Annotated in this window: 21 protein-coding genes; 9 read left to right on the top strand and 12 right to left on the bottom strand. The window is 69.6% G+C overall.

What is annotated here, in order from left to right; translation table 11 throughout:
* Positions 1-1,545 carry a bifunctional 3-(3-hydroxy-phenyl)propionate/3-hydroxycinnamic acid hydroxylase gene (locus tag Q1V88_RS12185; protein WP_300681468.1) on the bottom strand — a complete coding sequence of 515 codons (1,545 nt, stop codon included), beginning with the start codon at positions 1,543-1,545 and terminating at the stop codon, positions 1-3.
* Positions 1,546-1,673: 128 nt separating this feature from the next.
* Here Q1V88_RS12185 and Q1V88_RS12180 point away from each other — a divergent pair, with 128 nt between their 5' ends.
* From Q1V88_RS12180 to Q1V88_RS12170, 3 genes are read left to right on the top strand one after another with little or no spacing between them, the layout of a single operon-like run.
* The gene (locus Q1V88_RS12180; RefSeq protein WP_300681467.1) at positions 1,674-2,294 is read left to right on the top strand and encodes a TetR/AcrR family transcriptional regulator; all 621 of its coding nucleotides are present in this window, start codon (positions 1,674-1,676) and stop codon (positions 2,292-2,294) included.
* Positions 2,295-2,343: 49 nt separating this feature from the next.
* Positions 2,344-2,703, top strand: a complete 360-nt coding sequence (locus tag Q1V88_RS12175) for a TfoX/Sxy family protein (RefSeq protein WP_300681466.1) — start codon at positions 2,344-2,346, stop codon at positions 2,701-2,703.
* A gap of 60 nt (positions 2,704-2,763) precedes the next feature.
* A complete protein-coding gene (locus Q1V88_RS12170) occupies positions 2,764-3,003 on the top strand; it encodes a hypothetical protein (RefSeq protein WP_300681465.1) in 240 nt (79 codons plus the stop codon).
* A gap of 1 nt (position 3,004) precedes the next feature.
* On the opposite strand, the gene Q1V88_RS12165 is transcribed toward Q1V88_RS12170, so the two are convergent.
* The 5 genes from Q1V88_RS12165 to sfnG form a co-directional block, all read right to left on the bottom strand.
* Positions 3,005-3,877 carry a TIGR03619 family F420-dependent LLM class oxidoreductase gene (locus tag Q1V88_RS12165; protein WP_300681464.1) on the bottom strand — a complete coding sequence of 291 codons (873 nt, stop codon included), beginning with the start codon at positions 3,875-3,877 and terminating at the stop codon, positions 3,005-3,007.
* Complete coding sequence (locus Q1V88_RS12160) at positions 3,874-4,416, bottom strand: nuclear transport factor 2 family protein (RefSeq protein WP_300681463.1); 543 nt, start codon at positions 4,414-4,416, stop codon at positions 3,874-3,876. The genes Q1V88_RS12165 and Q1V88_RS12160 overlap by 4 nt, the downstream gene beginning before the upstream one ends.
* A 104-nt stretch (positions 4,417-4,520) precedes the next feature.
* Positions 4,521-4,895 (bottom strand): SdpI family protein, encoded by a 375-nt coding sequence (locus tag Q1V88_RS12155; protein WP_300681462.1) that lies wholly within the window; start codon positions 4,893-4,895, stop codon positions 4,521-4,523.
* Positions 4,896-4,922: 27 nt separating this feature from the next.
* Complete coding sequence (locus Q1V88_RS12150; protein WP_300681461.1) at positions 4,923-5,525, bottom strand: hypothetical protein; 603 nt, start codon at positions 5,523-5,525, stop codon at positions 4,923-4,925.
* A gap of 93 nt (positions 5,526-5,618) precedes the next feature.
* Positions 5,619-6,755 (bottom strand): dimethylsulfone monooxygenase SfnG, encoded by a 1,137-nt coding sequence (sfnG, locus tag Q1V88_RS12145; RefSeq protein WP_300681460.1) that lies wholly within the window; start codon positions 6,753-6,755, stop codon positions 5,619-5,621.
* Positions 6,756-6,930: 175 nt separating this feature from the next.
* Between sfnG and Q1V88_RS12140 the strand changes: the two genes are divergently transcribed.
* The 4 genes from Q1V88_RS12140 (at position 6,931) to Q1V88_RS12125 (ending at position 11,591) form a co-directional block, all read left to right on the top strand.
* The gene (locus Q1V88_RS12140) at positions 6,931-7,536 is read left to right on the top strand and encodes a DUF6869 domain-containing protein (protein WP_300681459.1); all 606 of its coding nucleotides are present in this window, start codon (positions 6,931-6,933) and stop codon (positions 7,534-7,536) included.
* A gap of 4 nt (positions 7,537-7,540) precedes the next feature.
* Complete coding sequence (locus Q1V88_RS12135; protein WP_300681458.1) at positions 7,541-8,512, top strand: DUF389 domain-containing protein; 972 nt, start codon at positions 7,541-7,543, stop codon at positions 8,510-8,512.
* 49 nt (positions 8,513-8,561) lie between these two features.
* Positions 8,562-10,277 (top strand): helicase, encoded by a 1,716-nt coding sequence (locus Q1V88_RS12130; RefSeq protein WP_300681457.1) that lies wholly within the window; start codon positions 8,562-8,564, stop codon positions 10,275-10,277.
* A gap of 123 nt (positions 10,278-10,400) precedes the next feature.
* Positions 10,401-11,591, top strand: coding sequence for a GGDEF domain-containing protein (locus Q1V88_RS12125; RefSeq protein WP_300681456.1), 1,191 nt, complete (start codon positions 10,401-10,403; stop codon positions 11,589-11,591).
* Here the strand turns inward: Q1V88_RS12125 and Q1V88_RS12120 are convergent.
* Together Q1V88_RS12120 and Q1V88_RS12115 are read right to left on the bottom strand one after the other, a co-directional pair.
* On the bottom strand, positions 11,588-12,490 hold the full coding sequence (locus tag Q1V88_RS12120) for a hypothetical protein (protein WP_300681455.1): 903 nt from the start codon (positions 12,488-12,490) through the stop codon (positions 11,588-11,590). The two genes, Q1V88_RS12125 and Q1V88_RS12120, sit on opposite strands and share 4 nt — an antisense overlap.
* On the bottom strand, positions 12,487-13,032 hold the full coding sequence (locus tag Q1V88_RS12115) for an RNA polymerase sigma factor (RefSeq protein WP_300681454.1): 546 nt from the start codon (positions 13,030-13,032) through the stop codon (positions 12,487-12,489). Before Q1V88_RS12115 ends, Q1V88_RS12120 begins: the two co-directional genes overlap by 4 nt.
* A gap of 110 nt (positions 13,033-13,142) precedes the next feature.
* On the opposite strand from Q1V88_RS12115, the gene Q1V88_RS12110 reads away from it, so the two are divergent.
* Positions 13,143-14,102, top strand: coding sequence for an SGNH/GDSL hydrolase family protein (locus Q1V88_RS12110; protein ID WP_300681453.1), 960 nt, complete (start codon positions 13,143-13,145; stop codon positions 14,100-14,102).
* A gap of 1 nt (position 14,103) precedes the next feature.
* On the opposite strand, the gene Q1V88_RS12105 is transcribed toward Q1V88_RS12110, so the two are convergent.
* The 3 genes from Q1V88_RS12105 to Q1V88_RS12095 all read right to left on the bottom strand — a co-directional run bounded on the left by Q1V88_RS12105 (position 14,104) and on the right by Q1V88_RS12095 (position 17,948).
* On the bottom strand, positions 14,104-14,511 hold the full coding sequence (locus Q1V88_RS12105; protein ID WP_300681452.1) for a hypothetical protein: 408 nt from the start codon (positions 14,509-14,511) through the stop codon (positions 14,104-14,106).
* Positions 14,512-15,204: 693 nt separating this feature from the next.
* A complete protein-coding gene (locus Q1V88_RS12100; protein WP_300681451.1) occupies positions 15,205-16,494 on the bottom strand; it encodes a deaminase in 1,290 nt (429 codons plus the stop codon).
* A 509-nt stretch (positions 16,495-17,003) separates the two neighbouring features.
* Positions 17,004-17,948: a 1,4-dihydroxy-2-naphthoyl-CoA synthase gene (locus Q1V88_RS12095; protein ID WP_300681450.1), complete on the bottom strand. Its 945-nt coding sequence runs from the start codon at positions 17,946-17,948 to the stop codon at positions 17,004-17,006.
* Positions 17,949-18,016: 68 nt separating this feature from the next.
* On the opposite strand from Q1V88_RS12095, the gene Q1V88_RS12090 reads away from it, so the two are divergent.
* On the top strand, positions 18,017-18,934 hold the full coding sequence (locus Q1V88_RS12090) for an AEC family transporter (protein WP_300681449.1): 918 nt from the start codon (positions 18,017-18,019) through the stop codon (positions 18,932-18,934).
* A 24-nt stretch (positions 18,935-18,958) separates the two neighbouring features.
* Here the strand turns inward: Q1V88_RS12090 and Q1V88_RS12085 are convergent, their stop codons facing one another.
* Positions 18,959-19,402: a nitroreductase family deazaflavin-dependent oxidoreductase gene (locus Q1V88_RS12085; protein WP_300681448.1), complete on the bottom strand. Its 444-nt coding sequence runs from the start codon at positions 19,400-19,402 to the stop codon at positions 18,959-18,961.
* Positions 19,403-19,472: the final 70 nt, after the last annotated feature.

Below are 19,472 nucleotides of genomic sequence, written 5' to 3'. Positions count from 1 at the left end.
TCAGAGGGTGGGGACGGCGAGGCCGGTGGCGTCGGCGGCGGCGACGAACCGGTCGGGGCGGACGGCGACGACGCGGGCGCGGTGGCCGCGCAGCCAGGCGATCAGGGTGCCGTCGATGTCGACGATCTCGTCGGGCCCCTGGGTGGTCTGGTCGGCGGCACGGACGGCGAGGAAGCGGGCACCGAGGGCCGCCCAGTCGGCCTTCTCCTCGGCCGAGAGCACCTCGCTCGGGTCGACGTTGTCGCCGAGGACGACGAAGCCGTCGCCGAGCAGGTCGTCCAGCGGCCCGATCAGGCCGTGGACGTCGGCGGCACGGGGCTGCGGGATCATCCGTCCCACCGCACCCTCGGGGAAGCCGGTGGGCGCAGCGATCCCGGTGAACCAGCCGGCCGGGTACGACGGCGGCCACAGCAGCGGCGGCAGCTCCCCTGCGGCCTGGGACCGGGCCAGCTCGGCCTGCTCCTCGGGGGTGATCTCCTGCTTGATGATCCGACCGAGCTGGACCGCGACGCCGGTGTAGAACTCGACGTTGGGACGACGCTCCGGCTCGTAGGAGTCCAGGATCGAGGCAGGCAGGGTGCCACCGAGGACACCGGCGAGCTTCCAGGCGATGTTGAACGCGTCGCGGATGCCCGACTGCATCCCGGCACCGGCCCACGGCGGCATCAGGTGGGCGGCGTCGCCGAGCAGGAAGAGCCGCCCCATCCGCCACTGCTCGGCGAACCGGATGTGGTGGCTGTAGAAGGCGTAGCCGTGGATGTCGATGTCCTCGTGCGAGACCCCGAGGGACTCCAGCAGCGGCCAGACCTTCTCCTCGGTGTCGAAGTCAGCGTCGGTCTCGCCGGGCTTGAGCGGGATCTCCCAGCGGTGGTTGTCGCGACCCAGCGCGATGTCGACGACGGGGCGCTCGGTGTCGGACCAGAAGGTCAGGATGTGACGGTTGGGCCACCACCGCTTCACCTTGCCGTCGATCACGATCCAGCGCTGCTCCAGGGTGTCGCCGACGAGGTTGATCCCGAGCCGGTCGCGGGTGAGCGCCTCGCCACCGTGGCAGGCCAGCGCGAAGCGCGCGCGGGTGGTGGACGTCTCACCGGTGGCGAGGTCGCGGGAGGTCACCGTGACACCGTCGTCGTCCTGCTCGACCCCGGTCACCTCGGTGCCGAAGCGGACCGAGACCGCGTCGCCGTACCGGCTCGCCCCATCGCGCAGGGTCTGTTCCATCGCCGGCTGATAGATGGCGTACGACGTCGCGTGGCCGAACTCGCCGGGCGGGAACGGCATCCGGAGGATCTCGGTGCCGTCGTACGTGATCCAGCGCAGGGCGACAGTGGGGTCCATGTCGGCCTTGGCGGCCTCGGCCAGGCCGACCGACTGGAGGATCCGCATGGTCCAGTCGCTGACGGTGACGGCGCGGGCACGGGCGTAGATGTCGTGGTCGCGCTCGAAGGCGATCGCCGAGACGCCGCGAGCGCCCAGGGCGTTCGCGGCGGCGACGCCTGCCGGGCCGTAGCCGATGATCACGACGTCGGTGTCGTAGGTCTGCATGGTTCCTCCCAAGTTCTGTACTGAACATTCCAGACAGTTGTGACGCCGATTACACGTCCTGCAGCAGGCGGATGTCAAGCCGTTCTGGAATGTTCAGTACAGAACTTCGAGTTCCCTAGACTCGCCGCATGGCCGGACGCAGCAGACGACTCCTCCAGGGAGACCGCTCACGCGACGAGATCCTCGACGCGGCATCGCGGATGATGTCCGAGCGCGGCTACGAGGGCACCTCGGTGGCCGACATCGCCCGGGAGTCCGGGCTGCCCAACAGCTCGATCTACTGGCACTTCAACTCCAAGGCGGGCATCCTCGCCGCGGTGATGGAGCGCGGTGCGGAGAAGTTCTTCGAGTCGATGCGCCTACCCGACGAGTCGGGCACCACCACCCCGGCCGAGTTCCTGCACTGGGCACTGCAACGCTCCAGCGACTCGATCACCGCGCACCCGGAGTTCCTGCGGCTCTTCGTGGTGCTGCTGCTGAGCAACTCCGACCCCGACATCGTCGAGATCGTGCAGCGGGTGCGCGGCCGCGGCAGTGCCAGCCTGCACCAGCTGATCGAGCGGGCGTTCCGCGACACCGGCGCCGCGACCGAGATCGCCGACGCCCTGACGCCGTACGCACTGGCCGTCTTCGACGGCGCCTTCCTGGCCTCCCAGGCCGACGCGGCCATTTCGCACAGCGGCCTGCTGGACCGCCTGGCCGACAGTCTCGCCGCCCAGGGCCACGACCTGCTTTCGCAGGCACACTGACCCCACGACGGTCAGGTTCGCGTCAGGTCGCCGACCTAGAGTCGCCAGCATGGAGATGCCCAAGGCGACCGACGCCGACAAGCAGCGGTTCCACGACCTGATCGCACCCCTGAGTGCGGCCGACCCGGCGGTCGAGGTGAAGCCGATGTTCGGCCAGCTCGGCGCGTTCGTGCACGGCAACATGTTCGCCGGCCTGTTCGGCGACAGCGTCGGGATCAAGCTCGACGAGACCGATGCCGCCGCCCTGAGCGAGGCCGGCGGCGGGCCGTTCGGTCCGGCCGAGCGGCCGATGGGCGGCTACCTCACCATCCCCGCCTCCGCGTCGGCCCCGGAGTGGCTCGAGCGCTCCGTCGGGTACGTCGCCACCTTCCCGCCCAAGGCACCCAAGGCTGCCCGCGCACGCACCTGAACCGCCCACCGGCCTCCCGCCACGAGCCCCCCCCCCCCGAGAGCACCCCAGGAGTCCGAGATGACCGACACCACCGAGAACCCGTCGATCGCCTTCAACGGCGTCTGCGCCTTCGCCGTCTCCGTCGGCGGGGCGGCGAAGGCGCCTGAGGCGAAGCCGCAGTACACGCTGACCCGCGACGGGGTGACCTACGGCTTCCTGGGTGCCGTGCCCAGGCTCCTGTTCCGGATCCTCCCGGGCAGCGCCGAGCGCGCACAGCGGTACTGGTCGGCGTACCAGCACGAGCACCCGAGCGCCTGAGTCAGGCCGGTTCGATCTCCAGTCCGGCGAGCTGCGCGAACGCCTCCAGCTGCTCCAGGTAGTGCTCCAGCGAGTGGTGCTGGATCCGGAGGTTGACGTGCGTGCCGCCTGCCTGGGCGGCGGTCGCCAGCATCACGTGGGCACTGTCGGGGTCACCGATCGGGTCGAGCGGCTGGCCGGGACTGAAGACCACCTGGAACCCGTCGGGGACCTCGGCCTCGTCGAGCATCTGGCGCATCAGGTCGGGGGCGGGGCCGCGGAAGGCCTGCGGTGCGGGGGCCCAGCCGTCGGCGAGGGTGACCGCGCGACGCAGCGCTCGCTTGCTGTGCCCGCCGATCCACATCGGCAGGTGCTCCTGGGCGGCGTGCGGATCGACGACAAGGTTGTCGAAGGAGTAGTACGGCCCGTCGTAGGAGACGCTCCGCTTCCCCAGCGAGGCCCGCAGCGCCTTCAGCGCGTCGTCGGCCCGCGCCCCGCGGTCGGCGAAGGGCTTGCCGAGCATGTCGAACTCCTCCTCCAGGTTGCCGACGCCCAGGCCCAGGATGAGGCGTCCGCCGGAGAGGTGGTCGAGGCAGCCGTAGCGGGAGGCGAGCTCGAGCGGGTGGTAGAACGGCAGCACCAGGACGTAGGGCAGGAACCTCAGCCGGCGGGTGAGGGCCGCCAGGTAGGAGAACGTCGCGAGCGGGTCGTAGAAGCGCTCGCCGCGCGCGATCCCGGCCGGCACCGCGACGTGGTCGCCGCAGGTCATGAAGTCGTAGCCGAGTCGGTCGGCGGCCTGGGCCACCTGGACGAGCTCGGCCGGTCCGGCGCTGCGCTCCCAGTCCGGGCGCTCGCCGGCGAGGGCGACGATGGGTGAGCTGATCCCGACCTTCACTGCCGGCCCTCCATTCCGGTCAGGGCACGCTGCAACCGGCGCAGCGGGTCGTTCTCGTCCCGGCTGCCGGTCGGGCCGGCGCCCTCCTTGGTCATGAAGGCGCCGACCTCGGATCGGGTCCACTCCCGCACCGCCCAGCGCTCCTGGATCGCCCAGCGGCCGTCGCGGTAGGTCAGATGGTCGACGAACCGGACGCCGCTGGTGAAGTTGGCCCGCGGGTCCTCGGCCGGCTCGCCCCAGTGCACCGAGGTGCCGTAGGTCTCGCTGATCGCGACGTCGCCGTACAGCTCGACGAGGTGGTTGGCGAGCACGTGCATGGTGCCGCCGGTGCGGGCACGCAGCTTCGGCTCGACCCAGGCGAGGTACTCGTCGATGGTGCCCTCGAAGCCGGTGTGGTGGTCGATGCCGTCGGGGTGGTACGCCGCTCGCACCAGGTCGAAGTCGAGTCGGTCGATGCCGCGGGCGTAACGCAGCACCACCTCGTGGATGTCGTGACGATCGGTCCACTCGGTCCGTTCGCGTCCTGCGTCGCCGGTCATCGCGGCCTCCTCACCGGCCCCGGGCGGGGTCCGTGACGACCACTGTCGAGGATCCTTCGACGGCGCTGCGGCGGACTCCCGTTGGACGGAAGGTGTGCTGGGGTTCAGTCCCCGGAGCGCGCCGCGCGGTCAGCCAGCAGGGTGCCATAGAGCAGCAGCCCGAAGGGCACGAGCGCGGCGAGCAGCCCGATCACCGCCGCCACCACGCTCGCCGAGGTTGGCAGCACCAGTCGAGCCAGACCAGCCAGGACCAGCCCGACGATCCCGACCCTGACCGCAGCGACCAACGCAGGCTGGGCCGCGAGGTGCCCGCGCCGCCAGGCCTCCGGCGAGGCCATCGTGGCCCGGGTCCTGATCCCGACGAGCGGGTTCAGCCCCAGCCGCCCCGAGCGCGTCATCGCCCACATCGCAGCGCAGACGACCGTCAGGGTGAGGGCGACGATGAGGCTGGGCACGAGGATGCTGTCGGCGACGCTCATCGCCTCAGTCTGCCCGGTCGACGAACCTCAGCCACGGCGACCGCGTCCGGCCAAGATCCGGGCCGCTTCGACGCCGAGCTCCGGGTGGTTCGCGAAACGCCCGACGACGGCACGGCCCCGGCCAGCCTCGATCCTGTTGCCGATCCGGTTGAGCGGCCCGAGCAGGAAGATCCGGCTGTCCCCCAACCCCTCGTCAGCGACCATCTCAAGCAGATCGTCATACTGGGCGCGCTGGGCACACGAGCCGAGAATGAGCACCGTCTGATCTCGTACGACGTCACGCTCGGTGCTGGCGAGCAACGCGCGCAGCTCCGCCCAGTACGGTCGCGCCTGAGGACCGGCCATCGCGTCCCCCAAGCCTTCGACGATCAGGTCGGGATGCGCGCCACCCAGATGCCTCAGCAGGACCTCGAACACAGCCCCGGACGCCCCGTCGCCCGCAGCAAGGTGCCACAAGGACGGAACATCGATCCCGATCGCACGTAGATCAGCAAGGATCTCCGCCTGTCCCTCATCCAGCAGTCTGGCATGCTCCGCGCGTTCGCGTTCACGGCGTTCCCGAGATGCCTCGGCCCCCGGGGCAGCCGATTGCCGCTCCCGCAGCGCTGCGGCCACCTCGGCAGCAGTCATGCCCGCCATCGCCCACCCCACTCCTGCCGGCTCCGAACCAGCACGCCCCCATCCAACAGCACCGTCATGACGGCGCCGGCGATAGGGCAGGGCTCAGCCGACCGAGGCCAGCTCCCCACGCTGGGCCAGCTCGGCCTCGAGCTCGCGCACGATCGGAAGCACATGCCGGCCGAAGTACTCGACCTCCTCCTGGAAGTGGAGGAACCCGAGCAGCAGGAGGTCGGCGCCGACCTTCTTGTACTCGATGATGCGGCGGGCGATCTGCTCGGGCGTGCCGACCAGGCCGGTGCGGAAGCCGTCGTTGTACTGGACCAGGTCGGTGAAGTCGGAGTCGGCCCACATCCCCTTCTTGTCACCGGTGGACTGTCCGGCCTGCTTGACCGCGGCACCGAAGCCCTCGACCGCCTCGCGGTCGGCCTTCGCGATGATCTCGTCGAGGGTGGCGTGGGCCTCGGCCTCGGTGTCGCGGGCGACCATGAAGCCGTTGACGCCGACCTTGACGGTGCGGCCGTGGAGCTGGGCGATCTCGCCGACGTCGCGGACCTGCTCGGCGATCCCGGCCGGGGTGTTGCCGTTGGCGAAGTACCAGTCGGCACTGCGCCCGCCCATGCCGCGGGCGTCGCTGGAGTTGCCGCCCATGAAGATCTCGGGGTGCGGGCGGCCGGGCAGGTCGAGCGGCTTGGGCTTCATGTCGAAGTCGTGCAGCCGATAGAAGTCGCCCTTCAGCTCGGCCTGGTCCGAGGTCCAGATCTCGCGCAGGTAGGAGATGAACTCCTCGGCCCGCCGGTAGCGCTCGCCGTGCTCCAGCCACGGCTCGCCGAGCTGGACGAACTCATCCTTGAACCAGCCCGACACCACGTTCGTCGCGATCCGTCCACCGGTGATGATGTCGGCAGTGGCCAGCCACTTGGCCAGCACGCCAGGCTGCCACAGACCGGGGTGCACCGCGGCGATCACCTGGAGCCGCTCGGTCGCCAGTGCCAACGCGAGCGAGAAGCTCGTCGACTCGTGCTGATAGGCGGCGCCGTACGACGCCATGTACCGGACCTGGGTCAGCGCATAGTCGAAACCGTTGCGCTCGGCGATCTGGGCGAGCTTGACGTTGTACTCGTAGCTCCAGTCGGTGCGCTGCTCGATGTTGCTCACGACCAGTCCCCCACTGACGTTGGGCACCCAGTAGGCGAACTTCAGCGGCTCGGCCAGGCGATCGGCGTCGTGCGGTGCGGTCATCGGAGGTCTCCTCGGGTGGACGACGTACGGCTTAATGTCTAGCGACATTATGTCCTTTTGGTGATCAGCAAAAGCCCGGCCGGTGACGGATTCGACGAGGGGGTGATCAGCCCCGCCGATCACCACAGTGCCGCGACACTGGCCGCTGAGCGCACCGACCGGTCACGATGACCCCATGACCGATCCGCGCGACCTCGTCCTCGGCGACCAAGCCGTCCTGGATGCCGACGGCCGGTGCCACCTCGTCGACTCCAGCGAGGGAACGACGCTGGCGACGTGGCCCGATCTCGGGAGATGGGCGGCGACCTGGCTGGAGGAGGACCGCGCCGGCACCATCGGCGCGGCGTACCACTTCGCCTGCGCCATGACCGCCGAACCAGCACCCTGGGTCATGCAGGCCCTCACCGTCCTCGCAACCGCCGCCACCGGGCCGGACGCCGAGGCGAGGCAGATCGGCATGGTGGGCGCCGGGCCGCTGGAGGACCTGCTCAGCCACGACGGCCACGGAGAGGCGTTCCTCGACGCGGTGCTGCAGGCCGTCGACACGTGTCAGGCCCTCGCAGCGGGCCTGCCCCACGTCTGGCTCGGCGATGGCGCACCACCGCACGTGCGACAACGCCTCGCCGTCCTCGGGGCCCGTGACCTCGTCGCAGAACGCTCGATGTCGGAGACCGAGGCCATCGCGTACGTCGCCGACCGGATCGCCCGCGGGTGGAGCGAACCGCCCAGCGACGGCGAGGCCGTGTCGCCCGACGGATCGGACCCACCTCGGCCAGACTGACGCCATGCAGCACGTCCGCATCGTCACGCCCGGCGGCCTCGCTCCGGAGATCCTCGAGGCCCTCAAGGACGACACCGCCACCACCAACCTGATCCACCAGCGCGGCATCTCGCTCGACCCGCCTGGGGACGTGATCGAGGTCGACGTCGCGCGGGAGGGGCTCAACGACCTGGTCGAGCGGCTCCGCGAGACGGGGATCCATCGGGTCGGGACGGTGCAGATCCAGCCGGTCGCGACCTGGGTCTCCCGAGCCGGGCTGGAGGCCGAGAAGCGCACCCCCGGCTCGTCGGCCGACGCGGTGGTCTGGGCCGACGTCACCCAGCGCGCCTACGACGAGTCCGAGCTGAACTGGACCTACCTGACCTTCATGACTCTGGCGACGCTGATCGCCTCGATCGCGATCATCGTCGACTCCCAGGTGCTCGTCATCGGGGCGATGGTGCTCGGCCCGGAGTTCATCGCGATCGCGGCGCTCGGTCTGGCGCTGGTGCGACGACGCTACGACCTGCTTCGGTTCGCCACCCGGAGCCTCGTGGTCGGGTTCGGGGTAGCGATCGGGATCGTCACCCTGCTGGCCCTGCTCGCGCGCTGGATCGGCTGGATCAGCGTCGACCAGGTCACCGCTCCCCGTCCCCTGACCGCGTTCATCTACTCCCCCGACAAGTGGTCGCTCGTGGTCGCGGTAGTCGCTGCCGCCGCCGGCGTGCTCTCCCTGACCTCGGCGAAGGTCGGCGGCCTGTCCGGCGTCTTCATCTCCGTCACCACCGTCCCCGCAGCCGGCAACGTCGCCCTGTGCCTCGCCTTCGGGATCGGCCACGAGCTGTGGGGAAGCGTCGCCCAGCTGGTGATCAACGTCGCCGGGATGGCGGTCGCCGGCTGGGCCACCCTGGCCTTCCAGCAGTCGGTCTGGGGGCGGGTCTCGGCCCGTCGGGCGGCACTGCGGCAGCGCTGGTCCCGCCGCCACAGCGAGGCCTGAGGCAGCACCGGCTCCGCGGGTCGGGGGCGGCCCCCGCTAGCGTGGGACGGTGGCCGGCCGACGTACCTCCAGCGCCCGTCGACGCAGCGGATCCTCCCGCAGCCGAGCCGCGAAGCCGCTGCCGAGCGTGGGCCCGGGCGAGCGGCTGTGGGTGCTCGACGTGCCCTACGGCACCCAGGTCGACGGCGCCGCCTGGCACCCGGCGGTCTCGATGCACCTGTACGTCGGCCGCGCCCTGCCCAGCCACCTGGCGCCCTATGCGCCCGGGCCGTACACGCTCGGCCGTTTCCTCGAGAACACGCTGAATCCCGACTCTCCTCGCCCGAACCCGGAGGCGACCGAGGCCTTGGAGCCCCGACGGCTCCAGTTCGAGGCCGCCGACGCGATCGCGGCACGTGCCGAGGCGGGTGGACGCCAGTTCCTGCTGGCCGACGAGCCCGGGGTCGGCAAGACCATCTCCGCGGTCCTGGGCGCCTGCGCCGTCGGGGACCTGCGCGGAGCCCAGCGGGTGCTGGTCATCGCCGACCGGCCCGCCGCGATCACGATCGGCCACTGGTGCCGCACCATCACCGCGCTGGGTGACGGCGGCCTGGAATGGGTCGTGATCACCTGGGACCGGCTGGAGAAGGTCACCGACTACGCCTGGGACGTGATCATCGCCGACGAGGCGCACGCCCTGCGCCGCACGACCACGAAGCGGTGGAAGCTCTGGGCGCGGATCTCGGGGCACGGCAAGGCGCACGACAAGGCGCCGTTCGTGATCGCCACCACCGCGACGCCGGGTCACACCCCGTTGGAGTTGCCGTACCTGGCCCCGGCGTACGCCCAGGTCCACGGCGAGACGATGAAGGAGTGGGCCTCGGCGACCCAGCCCGCCGCGGTCTTCGCGTCGGCGCTGGAGCGACACGGCGTCGGCGTCGAGCAGGGCCGGTACGGCGCCACCTGGACCAGCGACCCGGCGCGCCGCTCCAGCGATCTGGCCCGGGTACGGGGCTGGCTGGCCGATGCCGAGCCGGCGGCGATGCTGCACCGTGCGGCGCCGTGGGGGCCGGTGCCGATCTCGGGGATGCCGGTCACGCTGACCCCGTCCGAGCGTGCCGCCTATGAGGCCGAGTGGGGCGAGTTCTGCCGCGAGATGGACATCGCGCGACGTGGCCGCAACGTCGCGAAGGGACGCGCCGCGCTGCTGCGGTTCCGGCAGAAGGCGGGCCTGATCCGGGTCGACTCGACCGTCGACTGGATCGCCCAGCAGGTCCGGGCCGAGCGCCAGGTGGCCTGCTCGGTGGAGTTCGTCGCGACCGCCGCCGACCCGATCGCCGACCGGCTGCGCGAGTCCGGGATCGAGGTCGCGTCGATCTACGGCCGCGACCGGTTCGACACCGAGGCCGAGCGACTCCGGTTCCAACGCGGCGAGGCAAAGGTCTGCGTCTTCACCACCGTCGCCTCGATCAGTCTGCATGCCGGGGAGACGCTGCCCGACGGTCAGCAGGCCAGCACCGAGCCTCGGGTCGGTCTCTTCCACCAGGCGCGGTTCTCGGGGATCGCCGGACGGCAGGTCACCGGCCGGACGCACCGTGACCACCAGGTCTCGCCGTGGCACATCGCCTACGCGGAGGGCACCGTCGAGGAGCAGGTCGGCAAGGTGATGGTGGAGCGGATCGCGGCGGCCTCCGACACCGTCGGCAGCGACACCAGCGGACTCGCCGACCTGGCCGACCTGCTCGGGGCCGACTGGCTGCCGGCGGCAGCGCTGACGGAGGGCTGAACCCGCGCCGGTGGCGCCGGGAGGGTGAGGCCGGCCCAGGCAGGGTCGTCCCGGTTCCCCGAGAGCGACCACGGCCGGGCCGCAGCGTCGCTACACTCAGGGCACACTCGTATGGAGGTAGTCGTGGCCGCGTTGAACGTCGTGGCGCTGGTGATCAGCCTCGGCGTGGCCCTGGTCGCGCTGATCGGTCGACGGATCCCCGGAGCCTGGCTGGTCGCAGCGACGGCACTCGCGGTCACGTTCTGGTCGGGGTGTGCCGCGATCAGCGCCGCCCAGGGCGGGCAGGGCGGCTACCGGCTGGACTGGCTCAACCACCTGGTCTGGCTCGCCGCCGTAGCCCTCGCCGCCCTCGGCCTGGTCGTCCTGGAGCGCCGACTCTCGCTGCCCGCGTGGCGGATGCCGCGCTGGCTGCGGATCGCGACGCTGCTCGACCTGGTCTTCATCGCCTGCCTGACCAACCCGCTGGTGGAGCTGCGCGCGCTGAGCTACGTGGACGGGCACGGCACCCGGCACTACACGATCCTGTGGGCCCTGCAGGCGATGGTGGTCTTCGCCCTGCTCTTCGCCGGCTGCACCGGACTGGTCCGCCGGGCCGCCGAGTCCACCGGTCCGCGTCGACTCCTGCTGTACGCCGCCACCGGGGCCGTCGCGGTCGGGATCGGCCTCCAGGCGGCCCAGATCCAGGCGATGGCGCTGTGCGGTGCCCTCGGTGTGGCCTGCCTGGCCGGGGCCGTCCTCGGCACCCGTGCCCCGGCCGAGTCGGGGCGTGCCGAGCCCGACGTACCGTCGGACGTGCATGCCGCCCAGCTGGAGCAGGCCCTGCGTGACCCGGTCACCGGCCTGATCGGCCGGGCGGCGCTCGGCGCGGTCCTCGACGACCTCGCCACCCAGGACCGGTTCGCGATCATCGTGATCGACTTGGACGGCCTCAAGCCGACCAACGACACCTACGGACACCTTCTCGGCGACGAGTGCCTGCGCGCCACCGCGACCCGGATCGCCGCCGCCGTCGGGGACGCGGGCACCGTCGGCCGCTTCGGTGGCGACGAGTTCGTCGTCGCCCTGCCCGACCTGCCGCCCGAGCCGGCGGTCGTGGTCGCCGAGGCGATCGTGACCGCCGTGCACCGCGAGCTCCGCACCGACCGCGCCACCCTGACCCCGACCGTGAGCGTCGGCGTCGCCTGCGGCGAGCAGGGGCACGAGGTGGCCGACGTACTCCACGAGGCCGACAGGGCGATGTACGACGCCAAGCGGCTCGGCGGTGACCGGTGCTGTCTGGCAGGTCGGGCGCCGACGGTGGGCGAGGTCCGCTAGCCCTCCTCAGGTCCGTTCGGCTGGGCGTGCTCAGCCACACCCTCGGGCAGCGCCTCCTCCACACGGGACAGACTCACCCGCATCGTGGCGGTGAACCCCCCGTCCTCCGGGCTGACCGAGTCGTAGCCACGCAGTTGCCCGGTGGCGCTGTCGAACACCATCGTCAGCGGGCCACCCTTCTCGATGTCGGTGACATAGGTGAGCCGCTGCTTCGCATCGACGCGGACGTGGACGTCGTCGAAGCTGCCGTAGGCCTCGATCGCCGCCACCCAGACTCCGGTCGGTGCGTAGCCGCCGTAGATGACTTCCGCCAGCAGCTCTTCGGCGGCGTCGCGGACGCTGACGCGCTCACTCTGCCTGGTCTCGCCGAGGGCCTGGATCAACGCAGCCGGATCGGTGGGAAGCGCCGCGATCTCAGCAGGGGTCAACCGGTCCCCAGTCCCAGGCGTCCACAGCTCGGTCGGAGCCACCTTCCCGTTGACTGTGATCCGTCGATACAGAGTGCCGTCCCCGCGTGTCCACTCCTCCGTCCGCCAGGCGCTGACCTCGCCCGTGACCTGCGAGGTCTGCCGTTCGCTCGTGATGCGGTGGTAGACCCGGCCTCCCGACAGGGGCGGCACCGTCGTGCGCGCCGCAGCCTGGGCCAGCGGGGTCAGGGCGTTGACGGCGAACGAGTCGGTGTGAGGCACCAGCGTCGGGCCCACCACGAAGACCCCGGCGCAGGTGGCGGCCACGGCCCCAGCGACCAGCCAGCGCCGACGCGGGTGGGGCGTGGCGGGTCGGCGTACGTCGTGGTCGGCGACGGCACGGGTGAGCACAGTGTCGCGAAGACGGGCGGTTCGATCAGCCGACCGAGCCACATCGGGAGCGAGGTCGGCGAGACGGGTGTCGATGGTCATGAGGCAGGCTCCTGAACGGGTCGAAGGTGAGGCGGCTCGCTGGCGGGCTCTAGGGCTGCACGCAGATGCGCTCGCGCCCGGGTCAGGCGGGCACGGAAGGCCCGGGACCTGCAGCCCGCCACCTCGGCGGCCGCCGCGATCGTGAGGCCGTCCCAGGCGATCAGCAGCACCGCCTCGCGCTCCTTGGCACTCAAGCCCTGGAGTGCCTGGATCGTCTCCAGCCGAGCGGTCGCGATCTCCTCAGCCGACCGGTGGCCGACCACGCCCGCCTCGGCGGCGGCGTCCTGGAGGGCGCCCTCCAGGTGGGACCGGCGCCCGATCGCTCGGTGGCGGTGAGCGATGGTGTTGCGAGCCACCACCAGCAGCCACGGCAGGGCCTCCTCGGGGACCACGTCCAGGCGCCGCCAGGCGACGATGAACGTCTCGGAGACCACGTCGTCGGCGCCATCGACCCCACAATGGCGGACGGCATAGGCGTGCACTCGGGCGGCCCAGCGGTCATAGAGGTCCGCTAGCCGCTGTTCTCGGACAGAATCGATCACACCAGGTAGTTCCCGACAGCCGGACGAAGTGACACATCGAGACTTCCAGAACTTCGTGGCAACCGAAGCCGAATCGAGGTAGGACCACCGGGGTACCGTGGATCAGCGTGATGCACTGCCCGACCAGTCCCGCTGCGCTCCGTCGGGCACGATCACGGCGCCCCGCCGGGTGGATGGCGGTGGCGCTGGCGGCGCTGCTCGCTCTCAGTGGATGCGCCGCCGCCGCTGCGCCCGAGGCCTCGTCGGGGAGTACGACGCCCTCGTCGTCCACCTCCGCGTCGTCGTCCACCTCCGCGTCTGCCTCGCCGTCAGCATCGGCCTCCTCCCCCGGCTCAGCGTCGGCGACCGTGACGGTGCCGGTCAGCGGCACCATCGCGCAGCTGCCCCTCACCACACCGCACAGCGTGGTCGCCCTGGGTGACTCGGTGCCCGCCGGGACGAACTGCTCGTGCGACCCGTTCCCGCAGCAGTACGGCGCTCTCCTCACCCAGAAGTACGGCACCAAGGTGACGGTGAACAATCTGTCGGTCGCCGGACAGGACACCTCTGGACTGATCGCCGAGCTCTCCTCGACCACGACCCAAACGGCGGTGAGCAACGCGGACGTCATCCTGGTGACGATCGGGGCCAACGACCTCGGCGGCCAGCACGATCAGGTGGAGAACGGACAGTGCGGCGCCAACGACTCTGACTGCCTCAGCGACGAGCTCCAGACAATGCGGACCAACCTCACCGCGATCTTGAAGACGATCTCCACGCTGCGATCGGGACAGCCCACGACGGTGCTGGTGACGGGGTATTGGAACGTCTTCGAGGACGGGGACGTCGCCCAGTCGGCGTACGGCGACCTCGGTGTGCAGGCCTCCTTGAACCTGACCCGGCAGGCGAACGCCGCCATCAAGTCTGTCGCCACCGCCGCCGGTGCCCAGTACGTCGACCTCTACACGCCCTTCGAGCGCTCGACCACCATCACCTCATTGCTGGCCTCCGACGGCGACCACCCCAACAACGGCGGGCACGCGCTGATCGCCCGCACCCTGCTCGCAGCCGGCCTGCCGACGCTCGGCTAGGTCAGCGCGCCGAGGCGAACAGGCGTCGGAACGTGCCGAAGACGCCCAGCGCGGCGAAGACGAAGTAGAGCGCGATGTCCTTGCCGTAGTCGGCGAAGAGGTACTGGCTGAACTCCTCGCGGATGAACTCGCCCCGCGACATCACCGTCCGCAGCTCCGCAGGCAGGCTCGGGTAGCCGCGGTAGACGTCCACGAACAGCGCCGCTGCGATGCCGGCCACCAGCGCGGTGACGATCAGGGTCACCAGCGGAACCAGACCACGCCGCGGCGCACGCCCGGCGCCCTTGTCGTAGAGGAACACCGCCCCACCGGCCATGAGCGCACCGCTGATCGCCGCCAGGAAGCCGGCCTCGAACAGGATCACCGTCAGCACGATCCCGCCGATCAGCGCAGCGAGCGCGAACAGCACACCCCGACCGATGTTCTCCGGGACATCCACAGCGGCCGGTGCCGGGACCTCGTTCGAGGGCGTCAGGGGCGAGGGGCAGGTCAGACATGGACGTCTCCCGAGTAGATGAGCGGCATCGTGCGCGCCGCAGTCTAGTGAGGCTCAGACAACCGCGCGTGGCAATTCCAGGAAACTCCGAGCGGGGCAGGGATGGCACGCCGCCGAGGGTCCGGCACCGATCACGGTGCGAGCGCTCCCCCGTGCCTCAGGACTGCCCAGGAGGGCGCGGCGCGCTCATCGGCAATCGACGGCCCTGCCTCCGAAGTTCGAGCCGGAGCAGACGGTCTCGCTCACGTCACTAGCTCAACTGTAACGGTGATCGAAATCGAGTGTCGCACACGGCGACCGAGGCCACCAAGCAGCCCGGTCAGCGCGAGGGACGGCTCGTGACTGACTGTGCTTGGGCGGAGAATGACGCAGTGATCGTCGGCATCCGCCGCTTAGTCCAATCGGGGCGCTCGCGGCTGGTTTCAGCAGCCCTGCGGAGTTCGTCACGCAGGGTGGTTCGTTCGTTACTCATCTTGGTCTCCCTGTTGGAAAAGGATCCTGCCGGTGACGCCACCGCTGCTCGCAGGCGTCTTAAGTCTCGACCCAAACCAATTCAAGATCACCTCACCGACGATCCTGAACTTGGCTATAGGTCTACCAGATGTGCTACCGACCATCGGCGAGCCACGCTCGACCGATCGTAGTCCTCGTGAACACGTCTAGGGCTGTCGTCTCATCAGCGAGAGGCTGGACACCTGAAGACGACCGAACGGCAAGCGGCTTGGGCTGCCACTGCTCAAAAACTCCATCTGAGTCCCTCTCCCGCTGGTTGATCCTGAACACCTCCGGGAACAGGCGAGGAGCCACGCCGTCGAACGGAACCAACTTCACGCGGCTCCCGCCGGCGTCGCCGGGATCATGCGTAACCAGGTCCCCAAAGAGCATCTTCACCTGAGACTTTGGATACGGATCGATGAAGACCACTCGCTGAATCCCCGCGGCGATGATGAGTCGAGCGCACTCGTGGCACGGGTAAGTTGTCGAGTACAGGGTCGACCCAGCAAGCGGGGTTCCCCTTCGTGCGGCCGAGCAGATTGCAGCCATCTCGGCATGCACGATCCTACCGAACTCAATGAGGTCCGCTACCCGACTGTCGCGAAGCGGACCACCGTTAGCAAGCGCCTGTTCCGCAAGCAGATGATGCCCTTGGCTCGCCAGGTCGTTCCTTAGCCATCCGTCATCCGCCAGCCGACCGAGAACGTCGAGGATCACGTCCCGCTTCCCGCGATCGTTCGTCTCGTACGCCAGTCGAAAGTCTCGATAGTCTGGATCATCGCCGACCCAGTACTGACCCCCGCCGGGCTTCGGAACGTCGTTCGTTCCGGTTACCAGTACCTCTCCGTCACGATCAACGATCGTCACTCCGACCTGCCTCCCCGCCGCAGCGGAGCGGAACTGAGCAGCACTCGCATGAAACATCGACTGCTCGTCTCGGGTCGGGGTAGTGAACGGCTCCCCGAACCACAACTTCACGAGTCTCTGAACACCTTGCTCAGTGTTCGTCCCGTTCCGAAGCCAGATGAAGGCATCTGCCTTGGCGAACGCCTTGCGGAGCCGTTGGCCCCAAGTGTTGTCTCCATCGGATTGGTCACGCTCTAGGAGCGGGTCAGACTGGCCCCACAGCTCTGGCTGATCGTGGTGTTCTCTCCGGAGCCGATCAGAGACGGCCCGACGGCGCTCGTCTTCCGCCGAGGACACTCCAATGACCAGCAATCGGGACCCGTAGACGACACGCAGGAGATCAACTTCTTCATCACGCTTAGCAGAGCGGATGATCGTAACCGTCCTCGGACGTTCCTCGACTCCTCCACGTTGACCTCGCACAGCCAAGAGCGCGAGGTGCGCCGCTGCAGCCGGCAACGCGGTTTGCTCCCGAAGTCTGTCTCCGAGTGTCATCAGCCATGCTGGATTCGGCTCGTTGCGCGGACGCTGATCTTTCCACACCAAATCATTTGCGTCGGTCAACAGCTGACTGATTCGTACATGACATGGCTCGTAGCCCACAGAACGGAAGGCAGCATCGAGCGCCTCCTGGACTGGGTCGACGCTCGTACCTAGAGCCGAAACGAGGAGGACAAACAGTTCCGGAAACTGCTCCGCGTCGGACGGATGCAGCTCATTCTCGACAGAGGACCGCGACACCGCGCGGTGCACTGTCCGCTTCCGCTTGCCGACACCTCGCCGGTTCCGACTCAATCGGCCTATCGAGTCGCCCATCCTCAGCCCGCCTCCACTCGACCAACCGCGGCTGCGGTCAAGAACGCGGTCAGTCTGCCACGATCACTACGGCCTGGCACCCAATCCGAGACACCGACGCCACAAAGCACCCCTCCCTAGTTCCACACCGCGGGTTGCTGCCACACTTCGCGACCTATACCGCCTATGACCTGGGGAAACTCACCAGATCAGTAGTACCAGGGGTACGGGCTCCAGTCCGGCTCCCGCTTCTCCAGGAACTGGTCGCGCCCCTCGGCCGCCTCGTCGGTCATGTACGCCAGGCGGGTGGTCTCACCGGCGAAGAGCTGCTGGCCGACCAGGCCGTCGTCGAGGAGGTTGAAGGAGTACTTGAGCATCCGCTGGGCCGTGGGGGACTTGCCGTTGATCTTGGCGCCCCACTCCAGAGCGACCTTCTCCAGCTGGGCGTGCTCGACCACGCGGTTGACGGCACCCATCTGGTACATGGTGTCGGCGTCGTACTCGTCGCCGAGGAAGAAGATCTCGCGGGCGAACTTCTGGCCTACCTGGCGCGCCAGGTAGGCGGAGCCGTACCCGCCGTCGAAGGAGCCGACGTCGGCGTCGGTCTGCTTGAAGCGGGCGTGCTCGCGCGAGGCCAGGGTCAGGTCGGCAACGGCGTGCAGGGAGTGGCCACCGCCGGCAGCCCAGCCGGGCACGACACAGATGACGACCTTGGGCATGAAGCGGATCAGGCGCTGGCACTCCAGGATGTGCAGCCGCGCCAGCTTGGCCTTGTCGATCACCGACGGCTCTTCGGCGCCGGTGTCCGAGGAGCCGATGGTCTTGTCCTCGTACTGGTAGCCCGCGCGGCCGCGGATCCGCTGGTCGCCGCCGGTGCAGAACGCCCACTTGCCGTTCTTGGCGCTCGGACCGTTGCCGGTCAGGATGACGCAGCCGACGTCGGCCGACGTACGGGCGTGCTCCAGAGTGCGCAGCAGCTCGTCGACGGTGTGGGGCCGGAAGGCGTTGAGCACGTCGGGGCGGTCGAAGGCGATCCGAACCGTGCCGTGCGCCTTGGCCCGGTGGTAGGTGAGATCGGTCAGGTCGTCGAAGCCGGGAACCGCGTCCCAGTCCGCCGGGTCGAAGATCTCGCTGACGCCCTCGATCGCACTCATGCACGGCAGGCTAGTCGAGCCCGGGCCGCCGCCGGCCGGCACCTCCCCGCCCTCTACTGTGAGCCAGCGTGACCGGCGTACTCGAAGGCTTCGCGACCGTCGGCTTCATCATCGGCGTCGGCCTGCTGCTGGCGCACGCCCGGATCCTCGACGCCAGCGCCCAGCGGATGCTCGCGACGCTGACGTTCTACGTCGCCAGCCCAGCCCTGCTGATCACGATGCTGCAGGACGCCGACGTCCACCAGCTCTTCTCCGGCAACCTGATCGCTACCGGTGGGGCCGTCGCCGTCAGCGGGCTGCTCGCCCTCGGGCTCTCCCGCGCCCGCTCGCACGACCTCGGCCGGACCGTGATCAGCATGCTGTCGGCCTGCTACGTCAACGGCGCCAACCTCGGCATCCCGATCGCCGTCTACGTGATCGGCGACGCGACCGCCGTGGTGCCGACGATCCTGCTCCAGCTGGTGCTGCTCCAGCCGATCGCCCTGACCCTGCTCGACGTCGCGGTCGCGGGTCAGCCACTGTCCTGGCGGGTCGTGGCCAGCCGTCCGTTCAAGAACCCGATGACGATCGCCTCGGCGGCCGGCCTGGCGATGGCGCTGACCGGCCTGCACCTGCCCGGCCCGCTCTTCGACCCGATCCAGATCATCGGCCAGATGTCGGTGCCGGGGATGCTGATCGCCTACGGCATCTCGCTGCGGCTCGGTCCGCTGCCCGGCCGCGGGGTCCCCGCGACCGAGCTGGCCGGGCTGGTGGCGCTCAAGATGGCGGTGCAGCCCGTGGCGGCGTACATCATCGGCAGGCTGCTCGGGCTGAGCGACCACGAGTTGCTGACCGTCACGGTGCTGGCCGGCCTGCCGACCGCACAGAACGTCTTCGTGATGGCGGTGCGCTACCAGCGCTCGGTGACGCTGGCGCGCGACGCCGTCTTCGTCACGACGCTGGCCGCGATCCCGCAGATGCTGCTGATCAGCGCGCTGCTGACCTGAGCCTCGGCGGATCGAGACGGCGCCTCAGTCGACCGGCTCCAGCAGGAAGAGCGGGATCTGCCGGTCGGTCTTCTTCTGGTACTCCGCGTAGGTGCCCCACGTGGCCACCGCGTGGTCCCACCACTCGGCGCGCTCGGCACCAGCCAGCTCGCGGACCCGGTAGGCCTTCTTCACCGGACCGTCCTGGAGCTCGACGTCGGGGTGGGCGCGGAAGTTCGCCGCCCACTGCGGGTCCTCGGGAGCGCCTCCCTTGGAGGCGACCGCGAGGTACTTGCCGTCGCGCTCGACCCGCATCAGCGGCGTCTTGCGGATCTTGCCGCTCTTCGCGCCGACGTTCGTGATCACGATGATCGGGTCACCGGAGTCGGCCAGCGTGTTGGCTTCGGAGCCGTTGGAGGACTCGAAGGCCTCGACCTGTTTGCGCACCCACTCAGCGGGGCTGGGGACGTACTCGCCAGAAATAGCCATACCGAAGCAGCGTCTCCTCAGGCTCAGGTATTCCGCCCTCACACCCTCGGCTCTCGGCCAATGCGATGTC

The organism is Nocardioides sp. (genome assembly GCF_030150155.1).
Lineage (GTDB): Bacteria > Actinomycetota > Actinomycetes > Propionibacteriales > Nocardioidaceae > Nocardioides.
Note: the sequence above shows the minus strand (reverse complement) of the source record. Positions and strands in the feature narration are given on the sequence as shown.